The sequence below is a fragment of the Sphingomonas sp. MJ1 (PH-R8) genome (genome assembly GCF_048058635.1).
Classification (GTDB): Bacteria; Pseudomonadota; Alphaproteobacteria; order Sphingomonadales; family Sphingomonadaceae; genus Sphingomonas.
Genome location: NZ_JBBEFX010000024.1, coordinates 14,612 through 32,868, shown reverse-complemented (window position 1 = coordinate 32,868; position 18,257 = coordinate 14,612). Strand labels below are relative to the sequence as shown.

Annotated in this window: 20 protein-coding genes, 1 tRNA gene and 1 riboswitch; of the genes, 8 read left to right on the top strand and 13 right to left on the bottom strand. The window is 68.0% G+C overall.

All coding sequences use genetic code 11. The features are described from left to right. Window positions 1-221: 221 nt before the first annotated feature. Window positions 222-1,244 carry an ATP-dependent DNA ligase gene (locus VPH46_RS15305; RefSeq protein ID WP_416612576.1) on the bottom strand — a complete coding sequence of 341 codons (1,023 nt, stop codon included), beginning with the start codon at window positions 1,242-1,244 and terminating at the stop codon, window positions 222-224. Window positions 1,245-1,345: 101 nt separating this feature from the next. On the opposite strand from VPH46_RS15305, the gene VPH46_RS15300 reads away from it, so the two are divergent. Further along, entirely contained in the window at window positions 1,346-2,809 is a 1,464-nt protein-coding gene (locus tag VPH46_RS15300) for a S41 family peptidase (RefSeq protein WP_416612574.1), read from the top strand. A 53-nt stretch (window positions 2,810-2,862) separates the two neighbouring features. Here the strand turns inward: VPH46_RS15300 and VPH46_RS15295 are convergent, their stop codons facing one another. Both VPH46_RS15295 and VPH46_RS15290 read right to left on the bottom strand, forming a co-directional pair. Continuing rightward, entirely contained in the window at window positions 2,863-3,378 is a 516-nt protein-coding gene (locus VPH46_RS15295; protein WP_132883892.1) for a ferritin-like domain-containing protein, read from the bottom strand. Between the two features lie 173 nt (window positions 3,379-3,551). Then, entirely contained in the window at window positions 3,552-4,376 is an 825-nt protein-coding gene (locus VPH46_RS15290) for a hypothetical protein (protein WP_416612572.1), read from the bottom strand. Window positions 4,377-4,456: 80 nt separating this feature from the next. Here VPH46_RS15290 and VPH46_RS15285 point away from each other — a divergent pair, with 80 nt between their 5' ends. Beyond that, entirely contained in the window at window positions 4,457-4,711 is a 255-nt protein-coding gene (locus tag VPH46_RS15285) for a type II toxin-antitoxin system Phd/YefM family antitoxin (protein WP_416612570.1), read from the top strand. Continuing rightward, window positions 4,708-4,974 (top strand): Txe/YoeB family addiction module toxin, encoded by a 267-nt coding sequence (locus VPH46_RS15280; protein ID WP_416612568.1) that lies wholly within the window; start codon window positions 4,708-4,710, stop codon window positions 4,972-4,974. Before VPH46_RS15285 ends, VPH46_RS15280 begins: the two co-directional genes overlap by 4 nt. A gap of 21 nt (window positions 4,975-4,995) precedes the next feature. Here the strand turns inward: VPH46_RS15280 and VPH46_RS15275 are convergent, their stop codons facing one another. The 3 genes from VPH46_RS15275 to VPH46_RS15265 all read right to left on the bottom strand — a co-directional run bounded on the left by VPH46_RS15275 (window position 4,996) and on the right by VPH46_RS15265 (window position 7,049). Beyond that, entirely contained in the window at window positions 4,996-5,610 is a 615-nt protein-coding gene (locus VPH46_RS15275) for an SOS response-associated peptidase family protein (protein WP_416612566.1), read from the bottom strand. A 77-nt stretch (window positions 5,611-5,687) separates the two neighbouring features. After that, entirely contained in the window at window positions 5,688-6,623 is a 936-nt protein-coding gene (locus VPH46_RS15270; RefSeq protein WP_416612564.1) for a GTP pyrophosphokinase, read from the bottom strand. 123 nt (window positions 6,624-6,746) lie between these two features. Beyond that, on the bottom strand, window positions 6,747-7,049 hold the full coding sequence (locus VPH46_RS15265) for a DUF4019 domain-containing protein (protein WP_416612562.1): 303 nt from the start codon (window positions 7,047-7,049) through the stop codon (window positions 6,747-6,749). A gap of 457 nt (window positions 7,050-7,506) precedes the next feature. Between VPH46_RS15265 and VPH46_RS15260 the strand changes: the two genes are divergently transcribed. Then, the gene (locus VPH46_RS15260; RefSeq protein ID WP_239436794.1) at window positions 7,507-8,028 is read left to right on the top strand and encodes a general stress protein; all 522 of its coding nucleotides are present in this window, start codon (window positions 7,507-7,509) and stop codon (window positions 8,026-8,028) included. Between the two features lie 129 nt (window positions 8,029-8,157). On the opposite strand, the gene VPH46_RS15255 is transcribed toward VPH46_RS15260, so the two are convergent. Then, a complete protein-coding gene (locus VPH46_RS15255; protein ID WP_416612559.1) occupies window positions 8,158-8,919 on the bottom strand; it encodes a helix-turn-helix domain-containing protein in 762 nt (253 codons plus the stop codon). A 263-nt stretch (window positions 8,920-9,182) separates the two neighbouring features. After that, complete coding sequence (thiC, locus tag VPH46_RS15250) at window positions 9,183-11,114, bottom strand: phosphomethylpyrimidine synthase ThiC (protein ID WP_416612557.1); 1,932 nt, start codon at window positions 11,112-11,114, stop codon at window positions 9,183-9,185. Window positions 11,115-11,155: 41 nt separating this feature from the next. Then, window positions 11,156-11,246: riboswitch (TPP riboswitch) on the bottom strand. A 116-nt stretch (window positions 11,247-11,362) separates the two neighbouring features. On the opposite strand from thiC, the gene VPH46_RS15245 reads away from it, so the two are divergent. Continuing rightward, window positions 11,363-11,439, top strand: a tRNA-Arg gene (locus tag VPH46_RS15245). Window positions 11,440-11,504: 65 nt separating this feature from the next. Here the strand turns inward: VPH46_RS15245 and VPH46_RS15240 are convergent. Further along, window positions 11,505-11,951: a hypothetical protein gene (locus VPH46_RS15240; RefSeq protein ID WP_416612555.1), complete on the bottom strand. Its 447-nt coding sequence runs from the start codon at window positions 11,949-11,951 to the stop codon at window positions 11,505-11,507. Between the two features lie 826 nt (window positions 11,952-12,777). Between VPH46_RS15240 and VPH46_RS15235 the strand changes: the two genes are divergently transcribed. Further along, window positions 12,778-13,134 carry a hypothetical protein gene (locus VPH46_RS15235; protein WP_416612554.1) on the top strand — a complete coding sequence of 119 codons (357 nt, stop codon included), beginning with the start codon at window positions 12,778-12,780 and terminating at the stop codon, window positions 13,132-13,134. A 183-nt stretch (window positions 13,135-13,317) separates the two neighbouring features. Here the strand turns inward: VPH46_RS15235 and VPH46_RS15230 are convergent, their stop codons facing one another. Continuing rightward, window positions 13,318-13,797 (bottom strand): hypothetical protein, encoded by a 480-nt coding sequence (locus tag VPH46_RS15230; protein ID WP_416612552.1) that lies wholly within the window; start codon window positions 13,795-13,797, stop codon window positions 13,318-13,320. Between the two features lie 356 nt (window positions 13,798-14,153). On the opposite strand from VPH46_RS15230, the gene VPH46_RS15225 reads away from it, so the two are divergent. Further along, the gene (locus VPH46_RS15225) at window positions 14,154-14,606 is read left to right on the top strand and encodes a hypothetical protein (protein WP_416612550.1); all 453 of its coding nucleotides are present in this window, start codon (window positions 14,154-14,156) and stop codon (window positions 14,604-14,606) included. A gap of 4 nt (window positions 14,607-14,610) precedes the next feature. Continuing rightward, on the top strand, window positions 14,611-14,982 hold the full coding sequence (locus VPH46_RS15220) for a hypothetical protein (protein WP_416612548.1): 372 nt from the start codon (window positions 14,611-14,613) through the stop codon (window positions 14,980-14,982). A 182-nt stretch (window positions 14,983-15,164) separates the two neighbouring features. Here the strand turns inward: VPH46_RS15220 and VPH46_RS15215 are convergent, their stop codons facing one another. From VPH46_RS15215 to epsC, 3 genes are all read right to left on the bottom strand, one after another. Then, a complete protein-coding gene (locus tag VPH46_RS15215; protein ID WP_416612546.1) occupies window positions 15,165-16,376 on the bottom strand; it encodes an SDR family oxidoreductase in 1,212 nt (403 codons plus the stop codon). Window positions 16,377-16,477: 101 nt separating this feature from the next. Beyond that, the gene (locus VPH46_RS15210; RefSeq protein ID WP_416612544.1) at window positions 16,478-17,263 is read right to left on the bottom strand and encodes a gamma-glutamyl-gamma-aminobutyrate hydrolase family protein; all 786 of its coding nucleotides are present in this window, start codon (window positions 17,261-17,263) and stop codon (window positions 16,478-16,480) included. After that, on the bottom strand, window positions 17,263-18,195 hold the full coding sequence (epsC, locus tag VPH46_RS15205; RefSeq protein WP_416612542.1) for a serine O-acetyltransferase EpsC: 933 nt from the start codon (window positions 18,193-18,195) through the stop codon (window positions 17,263-17,265). The genes VPH46_RS15210 and epsC overlap by 1 nt, the downstream gene beginning before the upstream one ends. Between the last annotated feature and the right edge of the window lie 62 nt (window positions 18,196-18,257).

Below are 18,257 nucleotides of genomic sequence, written 5' to 3'. Positions count from 1 at the left end.
CCCCCCCCCCCCCCCCCCCCCCCCCCCCCCCCCCCCCCCCCCCCCCCCCCCCCCCTTACAACAGATGTGTATAAGAGACAGGGGTCGGGGCGTGTCGAGGTTTTGGGGTGGATAACCCCGTGCTCCTGCGCAGGCAGGAGCCCAGGATTACTCAGCGAGGCGTTACTTGGCTCTGGGCTCCTACCTGCGCAGGAGCACGAGGAGGGTAGCGAGGCGCACCTTCACGCTCCGCCGATCGCGGCTTCGACCACCGCGGGCCGCGCCTCTTCCTCCAGCTGTTCGAAGGTGCACTGGCGGGGTGCCTTGTCGGGGCGCCAGCGCAGCAGGGCGGTGCCGTGGCGGAAGCGGCGGTCGGTGATCTGGTCGTAGCGGACCTCCACCACCAGCTCGGGACGGAGCGGCTGCCATTGGGCGGAGCGTTCGGTCGACCAGCGGCTGGGACCGCCGGGCGCGTCGCCGGTGAAGCCGGGCGCCTCGACCAGCGCCTCCAGCCGTGCGGTGAGCTCGGCGCGCTCGGCCGCCGGGATGCCGCTGGTGAAGCCGACATGGTGGAGCAGGCCGGCATCGTCATAGAGGCCGAGCAGCAGCGAGCCGACCTCCTGCGCCGCGCTTGCGTAGCGGAAGCCGCCGACCACGCAGTCGGCGGTGCGCAGGCGCTTGACCTTCACCATCGCGCGCTCGCCGGGGCGGTAGGGCTCGGCAAGCGACTTGGCGACGACGCCGTCGAGCGCGCTGCCGGTGCCGCCGAGCCAGCGCCGCGCGACGACGGGATCGTCGGTGACGGGGGAGAGGCGCAGCGTCGGCGAGCGGTGGCGGGCGTGGAAGCGCTCCAGCGCGGCGCGGCGTTCGGAGAGGGGACGGTCGGCCAGGGTCTCGCCGTCGACGGCGAGGCAGTCGAACAGCATGAGGCGGGCGGGAGTCTCCGCGGACAGGCGGCGGACACGGCTTTCGGCCGGGTGGAGGCGCAGCTGGAGCGCGCCGAAGGAGAGGGTGGGGCCGACCGGGATCAGCAGCTCGCCGTCGAGGACGAAGTCGCCGGGAAGCTCGGCCAGGGCGGCGGCGACTTCGGGGAAATAGCGGGCGAGCGGCTTTCCCGACTTGGACCACAGCAGGACGGCGTCACCCTGCTTGACCGCGAGGCAGCGGAAGCCGTCCCACTTGGGTTCGAACTGCCAGCCGGGGCCGTCCGGCAGCTCGGCGGCGAGCTTGGCTTCCATCGGTTCGAGCGGGGCGGGATCGGCCATGAAGGGGAAAACGCAGCAAGGCGCGGAATCGTCCAAGTCGCCGCGTCGTTTCGGCTGGCGTCCCGCCATTCTCCCGCTAGTCTGTTGGGAAACGGGGGGAAATGATGAAGCATTCGCGGTGTGGTTTGGCGTTGAGCGTGCTGGCGTTGCTGTCGGCCTGTGGCGGTAACGACGGCGGCGTCTTGGGCGGATCGGTGACCACGCCGGCGCCGAGCCCCACCCCGACGCCAACGCCCACCCAGACCGCGGGCTGCTCGCTGCGGGAGCGGCAGGACTGGGCGGCCGCGCAGCTCAACGAGTGGTACCTGTTCCCCGAGACGCTGCCGGCGCGGCTGGACCCGACGCCCTATGCGAGCGTCGACGCCTATGTCGACGCGCTGACCGCCACCGCGCGGGCGCAGGGACGCGACCGGTTCTTCACCTATCGCACCTCGATCGCGGAGGAGGATGCCTATTATGACGCAGGCTCCAGCGCCGGCTATGGTTTCCGCCTGGGGCTGACCAGCGACGGGCGGCTGTTCGTGACCGAGGCGTTCGAGGACGCACCGGCACTGGCCGCTGGCATCGACCGGGGCACCGAGATCGTCGCGATCGGGACGAGCACGGGCACGCTCCGGACGGTCGCCAGCCTGATGAGCAGCGGCGGGACCGACGCGCTCGACGAGGCGCTGGGGGCGAGCGCGGCGGGCACCCGGCGGGTGATGCAGGTCCGCGACGCATCGGGCACCCGCAACGTGACGGTGGCCATGGCCGACTTCGAGCTGCAGCCGGTGTCGAACCGCTATGGCGCCAAGGTGCTGAACGACGGCGGGCGTCGGGTCGGCTATCTGAACCTGCGCACCTTCATCAACACCGCCGACCCGCAGCTGCGCGAGGCCTTCGCCAGCTTCCGCGCCCAGGGCGTCACCGAACTGGTGGTGGACCTGCGCTACAACGGCGGCGGGCTGATCAGCATCGCCGAGCTGATGGGCGACCTGATGGGCGCCAACCGCCGGACCAGCGAGGTGTTCACCAAGGTGAGCTTCCGCGCCTCCAAGTCCGAGAACGACGAGGCCCGCACCTTCGCGCCGCAGCCCCAGTCGATCGCCCCGACCCGCGTCGCCTTTATCGGCACCGGCGGCACGGCATCCGCCAGCGAGATGGTGATCAACGGCTTCGTGCCGTACCTGGGCACCGGCATGGCGCTGGTGGGGACCAACACCTATGGCAAGCCGGTCGGCCAGGTCGCGCTCGACCGGAGCGCCTGCGACGACCGGCTGCGGGTGGTCGCGCTGGCGGTGCAGAACGCCGAGGGCAACGCCAACTACTACAACGGCCTCGCCAACACGGTGCCCGCCACCTGCGAGGCGCCGGACGACATCAGCTATCCGCTAGGCGACCCGCGCGAGGCGTCGCTGCGCCAGGCGCTCGACTTCCTGGCCGGGCGCAGCTGCAGCCCGATCCTGGGCATGGCCGCGACGGCAAGCGGCCAGCGCACGGCCGGGCTGGGCCGCGCGCCCGAGCGGCAGTTGCTGAGGCCCGCGCGGCCGACGCCGGCACAGCGCGAGGTGCCCGGACTCTTCTGAGGCCCTCTTGCGAGGACCCCCATCCGGGCCGGCACCCCGCGCCGGCTGGCGGCTTACGAGGCCTGCATCTCCGCGGCGCGGTTGATGCGGGCTTCGGCGAGGTCGGTGAGCTTGGCGTCCGTCGCCTTTTCCTCGGCGAGGTTCTCGTCGAGGACGGCGGCGCAGTCGGAGCGGCCGAGCTCGCGCGCCCAGGCGATCAGCGTGCCGTACTGGGCGATCTCATAATGCTCGACCATCTGCGCGCCAAAGGCGAGGGCGGCGTCGAGCACCTGCTTGTCGTCGATGTCGGCGGCGGTGGCGTTCGCCGCCTTGATGATGCCGTCGATCGCGGGGCACTTGGTCTCGTCCGCCTCGACGCCGTGCATGCGGAACACCTGCTCCAGCCGGGTGCGCTGGCCCTCGGTCTCGCGCAGATGCTGCTGAAAGCCGGCCTTCAGCTGCGGGTCGGTCGCCATCTCGATCATCTGGGGAAGCGTCTCCAGGATCTGGCGTTCGGCGTAATAGATGGTCTTGAGGCCGTGGACGAACAGGTCGTCGAGCGTGTGGGTATCGGCTCCGAAGAGGCTCATGACGAAAGCTCCTGGGGTTCGTGGGACGCTCCCTGCGCATCTGCCGAGGGGGCGTGCCGGGGAAACGCACGGACGTGCCGGCGGTGCCGTTGAAATCAGGCGATTTTTCGCACGGCTGGACGATGCTGCGGCGCGGAAGGTTAGGCAAAGGTTAGGCCAAGAACGGGCGCCGCTCACGGTGCGGGATCGCGGCGACGGCCGGTGCGGTCGCGCCGCCCGCCGCCGAGCGGCGCGGGGCGGGCGAGCGCGGCCGGGATGGTCGCCTCCCGCGCAGGTGGCACGTAGCGCTCGCGATCGAGCTCGGGATAGGCGCGGTAGAGGTCCGCCATGGCGCCCGCGCTCTCCAGCGCCTCGGCCAGGCGCTCGGGCGGCAGGCGCAGGTGCGGATCGGCCGGCGGCACCGGGCCGAGCGCGGCCATCGCCTGGGCAAGCGCGGGCGATGCGCGATGGGGCTGTGCGGGGGCGGCAGGGCGCGCGGGCGGGGTGCGCTGCGGCCGCTCGACGCCGCCGAACCGCTCCGGCCGATAGGCGCGCAACAGGAACATCAGCAGGCGATCGTTGACCTGGCGGCGCGCGCCGATGCGGCAGCCGTCGCGGTCGAACACGGGCACCTCCACGCCTTCGAGCGCGCGGGAGAAGGCGACGGCGGCGAGATGGTCGGCCGCGGCATCGAGCGCGGCGTCCCAGGCGCGCGCGAAGCTTTCCGCGCCGGGTGCGCGGCGCAGGCGATAGGCGCTCTGCACGGACATATCGACCGCCTCGCACGCGGCGGTGACGAGGCCGGTGTCGGCCAGCGCCTCCACGAAGCGGCGCTGCACGTCGGGCGACCAGCCGTCCGCGCGGGGGCGGCGCGCGACCGGGCGCCATTCATAGTCGTCGGGATCGAAGCCGTGCGCGTCGCGCGTTGGGCCGGGCGGCTGGGCTGCGGGATGGGGAGCGAGGGCATCGCGGGCCGAGGGGCCGGCGGATGCGGCGGGCGGGGTGGCAGGATCGCGCATCCGGGAGGATACACCAGAAACGCGGCCTGTAGGACAGGGCCTGCGTTGACATTGGACAGGACGTTGCCCAACTTCGCCGCATGCAGGCAGTCAGCTATTCCGAAGCACGCGAGAATCTGAAGGCGATGATCGACAAGGTCGTCGCGGACCGCGCCCCCCTGGCCATCACCCGCCAGCGCGGCGAGGGGGCGGTGCTGATTTCGGCAAGCGAATGGGCGTCGATCGAGGAGACGCTCTACCTGCTGCGCTCCCCGGCCAATGCCAAGCGGCTGCTGGAGAGCATCGCCGAACTGGAGGCCGGCGGGGGCGAGGTGCACGAGCTCATCCGCCCGTGAACGTCCGGTTCTCGTCGCGGGCCTGGGCCGAGTATCTCGACCTGCACGCGCACGATGCCAAGCTGTTCGCCAAGCTCAACGCGCTGCTCGAGGAATGCCGACGCCACCCTTTCAAAGGCACGGGCAAGCCCGAGCCGCTGGGCGGCAATCTGTCGGGCTGGTGGTCACGCCGGATCAGCCACGAGCATCGGCTGGTGTATCGGGTCGCTGGGTCCGGCGCGGAACAGGTGCTGGAGGTGGCGCAGTGCCGCTACCACTATTGAGTTCGCGGCTACGCTGAGGGGCTAGCGGACCTGGCGGACCTCCAGGCTGCCGGCCGGGAGTGGCTGGCAGAGTTCGGCGGCGGGGACGGCGGGGTCGAGCCAGCGGGCGCAGCGATCGAGCGGTAGCACCACGACCTGGCGGTGGTGATAGGGCGCGACGTCCGGGCCGGGCGGGCAGGTGAGCATCGACCAGGCCTCTCCCACCTGGGGATCGCTGCGCCAGATGCCGGCGATGCAGAACCAGGGCTGGTCCCGCAAGGAAAAGGCCCATTTCGACTTGGGCGCGCGCTTGGGCTTTGGCTCGCCGGGCGGGGGTACGGGCGGATCGGTGAATTCGAAGAAGCCGTCGACCGGGATCAGGCAGCGGCTGGCATGCGCGATCTGCCGCCCGTCCGAGCGGAAGTTGTAGACCGGCTTGCCGCCGGGGCCGGGCCAGCTCCAGCGGCGGGTGACCATCTCTGCCTCGTGCGGGGCATCGGCGGCGGGGCGGATGATTTCCACCCGGTCGGTGATCTTGAAGCCTTCGAGCGGCGCGAAGTTGGGAATGCCCTCCGGAAAGCGCAGGGGCACGCGCAGGTCATGCCAGTCGTCGCGGAGCTGGCCGATCTGGGTGCGGCGATAGGCTTCGTTGCACATGGGGGTGGGGTAGCGGGTGCGGGCCTACATATACAACGAAAGAACATCTGATCGTCGAGTCAGCTCCCGCCCTAAGGCTATATTACAGGAGCATCAGGATCTTCAGCACGGCGGGACTGCATCACCGCATTAACCTTGGATCTTCCAAATTCCTCAATGAGTGCTTGTCTGATAAGGCCGGCAAATGTAAAGTATACACCTCGCGTCGTTCGATCGTAATCCTCATCGTATGGATCAACAAAATCAGGAACTTGCCGCCGATCTTCCTCCATAACGGCGTCAATGTGCTTCGTCAAAAGAGACTGTAGCTGAGAAGAAGTTGTTATCCCAAGTGAAACCAAGTCCCTAAGGACCTCATCTAAATTCTCATCGTCTGGGTCTCTGTTTGCAGGAGGTAAAATCTTAGTCGCAATAATGTCAACTAGATCAACGTTAAGCGTTCTCTCAACAGAAGTTGATTGAGAGCTCTCAGCAAGATAGGTCGCTCTTTCCTCAAGAACTCTATCAAACTCTAGGTCTACCGTTTCGAGCAGGGCTGAAACTCGGTTGATTGTTCGCCGCAAGGGGGGCGGGACGCTGTCCTCATGCTTATACTGGAGCTTGTGAGATGCTGCTGCCCAAATGTGCTGAGCAATGGTGCGTGCCTGAATCTCGATACTAATTCCGCCCAGATCAGCATAGCTGGGCAGCCTGAGCCATTCATTCTTCAGTCGGACTGCATAATGATGCGACTGATACCCAAACTGAGACTCTCCTAGTCGAGCGCCGGCATCTTCGTGTGAAACAACGTCGAAATTGCTTTTGATGATATCGTTTAGAGTCTGTCTGTCTCTACGGAAAAGAAGAATAAGTCGGACGCCAACTAGGTCACCCAACTCGGTAATCTCGCGGAGTTGATATCCTTTGCGCGAAACTTTTTCCTCGATTGACGACCATGACTTAACGCGGCTTTCCAGTGGCACCCCTAGGGCAACTCCGTGCGTTTGGAGCAGAGCTGAGATCTGCTCAGTCACGCATATCCTGAGGCGTTCGGCCCTGGGATGCTGCTGTTGATAATTAGCTCGCAGTTCATCCAGCTTCATAGAAGCTAGCTTCGGCCGACTACTTTCCATGTAAGTAAAAGTGCACGATACGAGCTAACCGTCAACTACATAGTCCGTGCCTACAGGGATGCACCACCCCCACTTGATATCGAGCCCCACGACCTTCCAGCTGTCGCCTTCGCGGTCGAGTGACACCGTCTCGGTTGCGCCGCGCTTGTTCTCGGAATCGGTGCGGAAGCGGATTATGCGGTAGCCCTTGGGCGGGGCGGGCACGTCCGCTTCGCTGAGCAGCTGGCGCGACAGCATGCGGCCGAGGGGCACGCGCGCCTGTTCGGAGGCGGCTTGCCCGTCGGCGGCGGTGTTGCGCGACCGGAAAACTGGCCGGTTGTGGCCCAACTTTCCTGCCGCCTGCCCGCGTCGAGCAGGGCGAGCCAGTCCGACGCTGTGCGGGTGGCGGCGGTCTCGGTCACGGCGGCGACGGGCGGAGTGCTGGCGCGCCGGCTTGCCATGCAGCCGGTAAACGGCCCTGCCGACTGCCGTGTTATCGTGCGCCCATTCCTCCCCAGTCAGGGGCGAGGTCATGTTCGCCGGCTTGGGAATGGCTGCACATGCTTCTTCCCGACCCGTATTCATCACACCGCCTAGCTTCCAGCGACCGCTTTTCGCGGTTGAAAAGGGCGGATGGTTGGGCCGCTATCTGGACGAACTTCCATCACCCTCGAAATGCGCCCGGTGCATCCCGGGCCGGCGATCGGCGTGGACCTGCGTGGCTCCCTCAAGGGAACGAAGCGCTCCTCCGCATTGTTCGGGTCGCTGTCGTCACGGAAGTGGCGAATGGAGAGGGAGAAACATCATGGTCCATGCATCGGCAATTTTCGACACCCACGCGGAAGCAGAGCGCGCGGTTTCCGAACTGCGAACCGCTGGCGTGAATGACACCGATCTGTCGATCATCGCCCACCATGGCGGCACCACGACCGCCACGTCGGGTGAAGGCGAGATCACGGACGAGCATCATCGCAACGTGCTGCGCGGTATCCTGGGTGGCGGCGCGCTGGGCGCTGGCCTCGGCGTTGCGGCACTCGCCATTCCCGGCGTGGGCCCGCTTGCGGCAGCGGGCGCGATCGCTGCCTCCGCGGTGCCGGAGGCGATGGCGATCGGCGCCGGCCTGGGCGCATTGACGGGAACGTTCAACGAGGTGCTGACCAAGCACGGCGTCAGCGAAGACGATGCCAACTATTATGGCGGACGCATGAAGGATGGCGGCGTCGTCGTGACCGTCGGCGGATCGGGCATCGATGGCGATCGCGCTCGCGAGATCCTGTACCGGAACGGCGGGCACAATTCGACGCAGGCTCGCGCCTCCGCATACTGACCTTCGAAGGGCCGGGGCTACCACGCCTCGGCCCACCCCTTGCCGCGCGGCAGGGACGCGTGACAGGCTTCGGGCGTTACCGGACGCCGCGGCGGATGCGTCCACGACCTGGCGAGAACGCCTTCGCGCTCACTGGATATAGATCCCGACCACCTTCCAGCTGTCGCCTTCGCGGTCGAGCGACACCGTCTCGGTTGCGCCGCGCCTGTTCTCGAAATCGGTGCGGAAGCGGACCATGCGGTAGCCCTTGGGCGGCGCGGGCACGTCGGCTTCGCTGAGCAACTGGCGCGACAGCATGCGGCCGAGGGGCACGCGCGCCTGTTCGGAGGCGGCTTGCCAGGCGGCGACGGTGTTGAGCGACCGAAAGGACTGGCCCGTCGCGTCCCAGCTTTCCTGCCAGTTGCCCGCGTCGAGCAGGGCGAGAAAGGCGGACGCTGCGCGGGTGACGGGGGTCTCGGGTACGGGCGCGGGGGCGACGGCGGGTGGCGCGCCGGCTTGCGGCGCCTGGGTAGGGGCGGACAGGGCGAGCAGGGTGACCAGGAACGGGATCATGGCGAGTCCTCCGATGGCCCAGGCCGTCTTCGGGGGCGAAGGCGGCTCGGTGCTGGGCTGCCCGGACTGCTGGTCGACCGGCGGCGGCGGGGCATCCCCGAACCTCGTGTCCCCGAGGCTTTGGGGGGCGGCCTCGCCTTGGCGGAGCAGGCGGGCGGCCTCCTTGCTGGTGGAGACGGAGAGCTTGCGGCGGGCGTCGCGCAGGCGCTCGTTGATCGTGTGCACCGACAGATCGAGGTGGCGCGCCATCGACTTGGCGTCGTGCCCCTCCAGCAGCAGGCGAAGCGTCTGCTTCTCCTTCTCGGTGAGTGCCTGGAGCCCGTCGGCCATGACCGCCATTTCCTGTCCTTTCGCGGGCGGATGCTAGGGCGCGGGCGGGGTGCGGGTCACCCCAAAATCCTTGTACCTGCGGGCGGAGGCTGCGTGGGGCGTCGTGCGGAAGCATGCAGCCTTCCCGTGCTCCCGCGCAGGCGGGAGCCCAGGGTTCCCGGCACCGAGCGGCGTTGCTCTGCCGGGCCCTGGATCCCCGCCTGCGCGGGGATACGGAGTCGGAACGATGGGGTGGCCCGCCGCCGCAGTGGGACTGCTGCGGCGGGGCCGGGTTACTCCGCGGCGGGGAGGTAGACCTCGCTGCCCTTTTCGCGGAAGCGTTCGCTCATTTCGGCCATGCCGGCTTCGGCAGAGGCTGCGTCCAGCGGTGACACCCCTCCACCATGCTTCGCATGGTGCCCCTCCCCTTGCAGGGGAGGATGGGCGGCGACGAAGCTTTCGACGGGCGCGTTCTGCCTGGCGGCGAACTCGCGCACTTCCTGGGTGATCTTCATCGAGCAGAACTTGGGCCCGCACATCGAGCAGAAGTGCGCGGTCTTGGCGCCTTCGGCCGGCAGCGTCTGGTCGTGGTACGATTCCGCCGTGTCGGGATCGAGGCTCAGGTTGAACTGGTCGCGCCAGCGGAACTCGAAGCGGGCGCGGCTGAGCGCGTCGTCGCGCAGCTTGGCCGCGGGATGTCCCTTGGCGAGATCGGCGGCGTGGGCGGCGAGCTTGTAGGTGACGACGCCGACCTTGACGTCGTCGCGGTCGGGCAGGCCCAGATGCTCCTTGGGCGTGACGTAGCAGAGCATCGCCGTGCCGTACCAGCCGATCATCGCCGCGCCGATGCCCGAGGTGATGTGGTCATAGCCCGGCGCGATGTCGGTGGTGAGCGGCCCGAGCGTGTAGAAGGGTGCCTCGCCGCACGCCTCGAGCTGCTTGTCCATGTTCTCCTTGATCTTGTGCATCGGCACGTGGCCGGGGCCCTCGATCATGACCTGGACGTCCTGGTCCCAGGCGCGCTTGGTGAGCTCCCCCAGGGTGTAGAGCTCGGAGAACTGGGCTTCGTCGTTGGCGTCGGCGATGGAGCCGGGGCGCAGGCCGTCGCCGAGCGAATAGGCGATGTCATACGCCTTCATGATCTCGGTGATCTCGTCGAAGCGCTCGTAGAGGAAGCTCTCCTTGTGGTGCGCCAGACACCATTTCGCCATGATCGAGCCGCCGCGGCTGACGATGCCGGTGACGCGCCTGGCGGTCATCGGGATGTAGGGCAGGCGGACGCCGGCGTGGATGGTGAAATAATCGACGCCCTGCTCGGCCTGTTCGATCAGCGTGTCGCGGAAGATCTCCCAGGTCAGCTCCTCGGCGATGCCGCCGACCTTTTCGAGCGCCTGGTAGATGGGGACGGTGCCGATCGGCACGGGCGAGTTGCGGAGAATCCACTCGCGCGTGTCGTGGATGTTGCGGCCGGTCGACAGGTCCATCACCGTGTCGGCGCCCCAGCGGATCGACCAGACGAGCTTGTCGACTTCGGCCGCGACGTTGGAGGCGACGGCGGAATTGCCGATGTTGGCGTTGATCTTGACCAGGAAGTTGCGGCCGATCGCCATCGGCTCGGATTCGGGGTGGTTGACGTTGTTGGGGATGATCGCGCGGCCGCGGGCGACCTCGTCCCGCACGAACTCGGGCGTGACGAAGTCGGGAATGGCGGCGCCCCAGCTGTTGCCGTCGCGGGTCGCCGCCTCGTGCATCGCCGCGCGACCCAGATTCTCGCGGGCGGCGACATATTCCATCTCGGGCGTGACGATGCCGCGGCGGGCATAGTGCATCTGGCTGACGTTCATGCCGGGCTTGGCGCGAAGCGGCCGGTGGATGCGGCGCGGGAACTGCGGCACGCCGCCGGAGCGGTCGGGGCCGAGCTGGCCATTGTCCTCGGGCCGGATCTCGCGCGCGTCATAGGCCTCGACGTCGCCGCGCGCCTCGATCCAGGCGCGGCGGAGCTGGGGGAGCCCGGCCATGATGTCGATCTCGGCCGCCGGATCGGTATAGGGGCCGGAGGTGTCGTAGACGCGCAAGGGGGGCTCGCCGGAGCTCGGATCGAGGTCGATCTCGCGCATCGCCACGCGGATTTGCGGGTTGCCGGGGGCGGGGACGTGCACCTTGCGCGAGCCGCGGATGGGGCCGGTGGTTACGCCGATAGAGGTCTTTGCCGGGATGTCTGCCATGGTTCCACTCCACATGGAGGAAACGGACGCTGGCCGGCCGCTCCCTCCCTACGCCGGTGTCAGCCGGATCAGGTTCAGCGGGTCGCGGGCTCCTGCCCACCTCTCAACCGCGGCATAGCGGTCCCCCGGGGATGGGCATGGTGTACGCGGGTTCGGGGCGGAGGCCAAGCGATAGTGGTGGCGGCCACTCCCGACGCGAAAACGGCTGGCGTCGGGACCCAGGCTTTGCTAGGCGCATCCACCGGCCGGCACCCGTAGCTCAGCTGGATAGAGCGCTGCCCTCCGAAGGCAGAGGCCACTGGTTCGAATCCAGTCGGGTGCACCATTTTCCAGCATTTTCCTCGACGCCCTTGCGCCGGACGCGCCACGCTGCGGCGCGCGAGCAGCGCGTCAGCTGAAGATCGTGTCCAGCTGCGGCTCGACGCGGCGCCGGCGGAGCACGCGCGCCAGCACGACACAGTAGATCCCGGCGGTTGCCGTTCCCGTGACGGCGGATACCAGCATCGTGAACAACGAGCTCTTGTCGCTGAAGGACGCCCACACGATGCCGCCGGTGAGGCCGGCGAGGATACAGATCCACCGGCTCGCCGCCGTCCCGCGCCGGGTCACGGGCCACAAGGCGGACAGCAGCACGGCAGCAGTGGGTGCGGCGACGAACGCGATGGCGACCCAGAGCAGGCAGAGCAACACGGCTGCGTTCGGGAGGCTCATGCGCGCAGCCGAGCCCTGCGCGATCAGCAACAGCGTCGTCGATCCGAGCGCCGAGATCAGCGGCCCCACGAAACCGGCGATCAGGAGACCGGTTGCGTGCGCCTTCAGGGTCAGAGGGTGCGCCATGCGGTTGGCGGCCGGGGCGTTCGCGTGCTGCTTTCTCCTCAACACCGGTGCGCCGCTCCGCACCGCGCGCGCCGCAGCACCGGGCCGTGTGTGGCGCTGGCGCAGGAGGGGGTGTTCGTCACCGGGGACACACAGGTCGGACCATGACCCTTCCAGACGGGGGCGGGCAGGCAGGAGACCTTCGGGCCGGAGGGGACAGCGGATGCGGCGTGCAAGGCATGGTCGCTGGCTAACCGGCTGTGCCCGTGTCGTCCATGTCGTACCCGAACATCAGCCGGGCTGGCGATCGGTTCAGCCGGCGTCCCATAACGGCCCCTCCCAGACCGAGCGCTGAACGGCCGATTGTGGTGGAAAGCGGACGTTGATCAGTTCCGGGGAACAGGTCCGTACCAGAGTCGCCGAGGCCGGGGGCCAACGGGACGACCCGCGTAAGCGCAAAGCGCGTCGGCAACGTGAGACAGTCTGTAAACCCTCCGCCGCGCCTTGAGTGCTCGCGCAACTCGGATAGCTCTCGGCTTCGAATAACCATCTGGTATCGCAACCTGGAAGTGGACACCGCCGAACCTCAAGCGATATGTCTTTTTCAAAAGGACAAGACCGTTCCTTTCACAGATGCGTTTACGCAGCGTGATCCGGTCCTTTCTTCCCCCGACGATGCAATTCGTCTTCTGATAACTCACAGATACAGAGTACCGCCTCTGCGTGACCTCCGCAATTGGGCGTTTCCATGGGTCGGCTCAATGAGTCTACGATCGACCCTTCAGCCGGAACGGCGGCGACGGGGCCGTGTCCCCGCGCAACCGCTCCCCGGCAGGATCGTTGGGGGGTGCTGAGGAGACAGACGATCGCCCACGCCAGCAACGTCGTGCAATGCGAAGGACCCGACAGCCCCCACGCGTTCGACATCGTTCCGCTCCAGCCGAGGAACGGCACCCTGGATGCGAAGTGTCCGATCTGCCGGGGCCACGGCCAGTGGAACACCGAGATCGATCTGGTGAGCTTCCGGTGCAAGCGTGCTGTCTGCGACTATTGCCACGGCGCCGGGTGGATCGAGACCGGCGACGATCCCGTCGGGCACCCCGACATCGTCATGACCCCGGACGGCTATCCCAAATGGGTGATCGCCTATGATCCACGCCAGGATGCTGAGCAGTTGCCGACCGAAACTGCTTCCGCGCCCTAGTTGGTGAACCCATAAGCGACCTTCTGGATCGAGCGCTGAACGTCCGGCTTTGGGTGGCAAGCGGACCTAGAGCAGGTTGCGGCCGATGGTACTGGGCCGCGTCCCGCCGCTTCGGGTATATGGTCAGGGACGGCACGGCCTTCAGACCGTCCACAACGCAGTGGTAGAAAGCGGAACGGCTGGTTAGCTACCCTCTTTGTCCACTGCCCTTCCATAGCTGACAAGCTGACGATAGCGAGAGGTCTCGGTGTTATAGAAATGCTCAACACCTTGAAGTTCGGAAGCCAGGCCGCTTAGACTTAGTTGTGCGATCTGAGCGTCATTCGGCGCTCCTTCCTGAACAATATGCTGAAAATGGTCGACCTGATCGCGTAGAGCGTAACGAAGGCCTTGGCATGTGTTGAGTGCGTTACGCATCGCCGCCTTGGCCTTCTTCCACTTTGGGGAGTGAGACGGCGTTCCGATCGCCTCTACGTAGCGGCCGTTCGAATTGGTTCTTGCGATTCCACACCGCGCAAACTCTGCGGACGTCCGCTCTCCAATACGTCGAACTTCTGCATCGACATCCGGGGTGAACGGAGGTGGCAGTGGAAGGGCGAGAGGCACACCTCCGGGTCCTTGCGTGCCAACGATCAGAGTCCATGCGGCGAGTTTCAGCAACATGACGTCCCCCTCTTCATTGAGGGTAGCTGAACCACCGGCGGCTTCAAGGATGCCGTAGAACAGCGCTAATGACCGCAATCGTGCGTAAGCTGCCGGTCCGGTCCCGACTCCACATTCGTCTGACCGAGCGACGATAATGCATGGGAGGGAGGTAGGAAGCCTTGCGCATCTGGCTTGGAAACCGGACTTCCTCAAGGAGGGGTGGCTACGCCGCGAACGCAGATCAGGTGTGAAGATAGTTCTCTCCCGAAGTGGACAAAACTTGTTCGGTCGACCAGCTGTGCTACTATCGCGACGAATCGAGGTTTATCATGCTCCTCTTCGCTGCGTTGGCTGCCCTTGCCGGAACCGGATGCTTGATCGAGGATGCGGTATATCAGCAACGCGGCAGTGATATCGTAGCCCGCTTCCAATCAGTGGATGCAGGACCGGATTGGAGGTCCGGCCTGGCGTTGAAGTTGTCGTTCGGAGCGCCAGTGGCCGACCAATGGTGGCTCGTCTGGGAAGGCGGCACTGCAGGCGGGCACTTTCTCGCATCCACCGGGGTTGTCTCCGCTGCGAATTGGCGGCCGCCCGGTCCGGACAGTTTGGCCGATCGCCCGCTGGGCGATCTGGTTCTGATCGCTGCCGAAGCGGACTATGCTATCCGGCGCGACGCCGTCGTGCGCGGAGCACCGGCGCCGGCACATCTTCTCATCCCTGATCTGCGCCAGGCGACCTGGTACCGGGTGGCTTCAGACCAGCGCGTCGGCGAGTCCGGGCAGTTTTTCGACCTGATCGGCTGCGACGGAAAGCGCAAGGAAAGGTGAGCAGATGGTGCTGACGATGCTTCTCATGGCCGCTGCAGCTACGGTCGTGACGGGCGATTTCGATCGCGATGGCGTACCCGACCAGGCGTTTCTACGCTCAGTCGGCGGCGAGCTCCAGGTGGTCATCAGCGGCCATAAGGGTGAGACGATCGTCTACACGGGGCGGGACGACGGCTCGTCAACGTATCTCGGCAAGCTGCGGCCGGGCACGTATGCAACCGCATGCGCAAAGGGATTGGGTCCAAACCCTCTTCCGTGCGATCCGTGGTCGATCAGGGTTGTGGGGGACACGCTTGAGTTCGGCACCCCAGAGTCGTCGCAGGCAGCCGTTCTGTGGTCGGACGGTGCCTATCGGGTAGTGTGGCTCAGCGACTGATCGGTTGTCGGCGCTCCCAACCGTCAGCGTTCCCGAGCCTACGACCGAGTTCGAAAGGGTTGGGCACGTCGGACGGGGCACGGCGGGCGATCCATGCCGCCCCGCCCGCTCGGTCGAGCACACGCAATGCGATGCCGGCCCGCGTGGGCCGGACATCGTCCGTTGGGGCGTAGGAGCGACGGTCAATAAGTCGCAGGCGGATCGCTGGCGGGGAAGGATTCGTCGGAGGCTTCGTCGACGCGGGTCCAGGGGCGTGCGGTGGGGTCGCGCATGGATTCGGGGCCGGCGGGGCGGACCGGCTGGGAACTGCCGCGGGAGGCGTCCTGGTCCTCGGGCCGGGCGAAGGCGGCGCTGCCGACCAGGGCGTCCGGGGCCGTCGTGTCGGGCGTGCGGTGGCGCGCGCGGCGGGCGCGGCTCGCCACGACGGCGCCGGTGACGAGCGCGCCGAGTGCGAGCGTGCGCGCCACGGGGCGGAGCGCCAGCCAGGTGTAGAGGCTGGGGTGGGTGCGGCCGGTGAAGTCGCCGCGCGCGCGGTCGTCGCCATCGGGTGCGTAGAGGTTTCCGGGCTGGCCGGCGGGAGCGGGGCGCTCGGTGCGCGAGCCGGGGATGCCGAACTTCGCCAGCAGGGCGTCCATCACGCCGGGGGCCGTGACCTGGTTGATCGCCATGCTGCGGCCGGCGCCGCCGGCGAACAGGTCGCGCACGGGATGTTCGGCCGCATAGAGGACGCAGTCGGCGACGACGCCCGGATCGTAGAAGGGCGGCGGTCCCTTGGGCACGACGTCGAGCTTGCTGCGGGAGTTGGTGAAGAAGGGGGTGTTGATCGTCGCGGGCTTGATGCTGGTCACCGACACGGGCACGCCCTCTGCCATCAGCTCGCGGCGCAGCGCATCGAAGGCGCCTTCGATCGCGTGCTTGGAGGCGGCGTAGGCGCTGTGCAGCGGCAGCGAGACGATGCTTTCCACCGAGGAGATCACGATCAGCGCGCCGCCCTGTTCGCGCAGGTACGGCAGGGCCGCCTGAGCGCCGTGGACATAGCCCATGAAGTTCACCTCCAGGATGCGGCGGAACTCCTCGGGCGTGGTGTCCTCGAACCCGGCGTAGACCGAGACGCCGGCGACGTTCACCCAGCTGTCGATCCGGCCGAAGCGGGCGACGGCATCGCGCGCCAGCTGGCGGACCTGCGCCTCGTCGGTGACGTCGCACACGACCGCCACGGCCTTGCCGCCGGCCTGGGTGATCTCCTCCACCAGCGAGGCGAGGCCGGCCTGGCCGCGGGCGGCAACGACGAGGGTGGCGCCTGCGGCCGCTGCCCGACGCGCGGTCTCGCGGCCGATGCCGCTCGACGCGCCGAGGATCACCATGACTTGTTCGGAAAGGGATTTGAGCTTCACCGCCATGTTCCTGGCCTTCGCTGCCTGAGGGGTCGCGCGCTGCACGGGGTGCTTCACGAACGGCAGGCGGCGGCGGGGGTTCCCTGGCCGGAACGAAGGCGTCAGGCGGCGCGGCGCTGGGCGTGGGCGGAGGTGCGCAGCGCCTCTGCCACGAGCGCGAAGAAGGCGCGGCTGGCGGGGGCGTGATCCGCGTCCCATTCGGGGTGCCACTGGACGGCGAGCACGTCGGCGCCGCACGGGCGCGCCCAGATCGCCTCGACCAGATCGTCCCCTTCCGCCCGCGCCTCGACGGTGAGGCCGGAGCCGAGCCGGTCGACGCCCTGCTGGTGGACCGAGTTCACCCGCAGCCGCGAGCAGCCGGTGGCGCGGGCGAGGCGGCCCTGGTCGGCCAGGCGGATGGCGTGGTGATGGTCGAACAGCGCGTCATAGCCCTCGTCCCAGTCGCCGCGGTGATGGCCGGCGTCGGCGGGCTGCTCGCACAGGGTGCCGCCGAACAGCACGTTCAACTCCTGCATGCCGCGGCAGATGCCGAACACGGGCTTGCCGCCGTCGATCATGCGGGCGGAGAGCGCCAGGGCGACTTCGTCGCGCTCGGGATCGTGCGCGGCCGGGCGGGCGCCGGGAGCGGCGCCATAGCGTTCGGGCGCCACGTGCGAGCGCGAGCCGGTGAGGAGCAGGCCGTCGAGGGCGGCCGCCACCCCGGCGATGTCGGCCGCATCGGCGACGGCGGGGACGAGCAGCACCGTGACCTCCGCCAGCTGGGTGAGCGGACGGACGAAGCGGGTGGCGACGACCTGCACCGGGCGATCGGCCACTTCGTTGCAGCAGAGCACGCCCACGACGGGGCGGGCCGGCGCGGCTTCGGAAACGGCGGGGCGGAAGCGCATCAGTCCGCCGTCTCCACCAGCACGTCGCGCAGCGTCGCCCCGGCGGCGCGATCGAGCCGCCGCGCCTCCGGCTGGACCACGACGCTGTCGGGGGGCACGTCGTCGAGCAGCCAGACGTTGCCGCCGATGGTGGAGCGGGCGCCGATGGTGACGCGGCCGAGGATGGTCGCGCCGGCATAGATGACCACGTCGTCCTCGACGATCGGGTGGCGATCGTGGCGGGGGGGGCCGCCGTCGCGGGTGTCGCCCGGCGCACTGCGCGCGCCCAGGGTCACATGCTGGTAGAGCCGCACCCGATCGCCGACGATGGCGGTCTCGCCGATCACCACGCCGGTACCGTGGTCGATGAAGAAGCCGCGGCCGATCGTCGCGCCCGGATGGATGTCGATCCCGGTGCGGGCGTTGGCGAGTTCCGAGATCAGCCGGGCGACGATGGGCGCGCCGAGCTGGTGGAGCTGGTGGGCGATGCGGTGGTGCAGGCTGGCGAGGGCGCCGGGGTAGCAGAGCAGGATCTCGTCCACGCTGCGGGCCGCCGGATCGCCGAGAAACGCGGCGTCGACGTCGCTGTCGACCAGCTGACGGACCTCCGCCAGCGTGGCGGCGAACAGGCGCACGATCATGCCGGCCTGGTCGGGATCGAAGCGGCTGCGCGCCTCCGCCTGCCAATAGCCGAGTTCGGCGGCGACCTCACGCTCCAGGTCGGCGAGGGCGAGGGTCAGGCGCTCGGCGACGAAACTGTCTTCTGCCTCCGCGGTGCCGCGGAAGCCGCCGAGGCGGCGGGGGTAGAGGGCGGTCGCCAGCGTCTCGACGACGCGGGCGACGGCGTCGCGCGAGGGGAAACTCTCCACGTCGCGCGATTCGTCCTGGCGCTGCCGCCACGCCGCGCGGGCGACGCGCAGGGCGGCGACGGTCTCGATCAGCGTGCGCGACATGGCCTACCTCCGATGTGGAGGAACATACCCCATCGACAGAATAGGAATTCAAAGAAATGCTT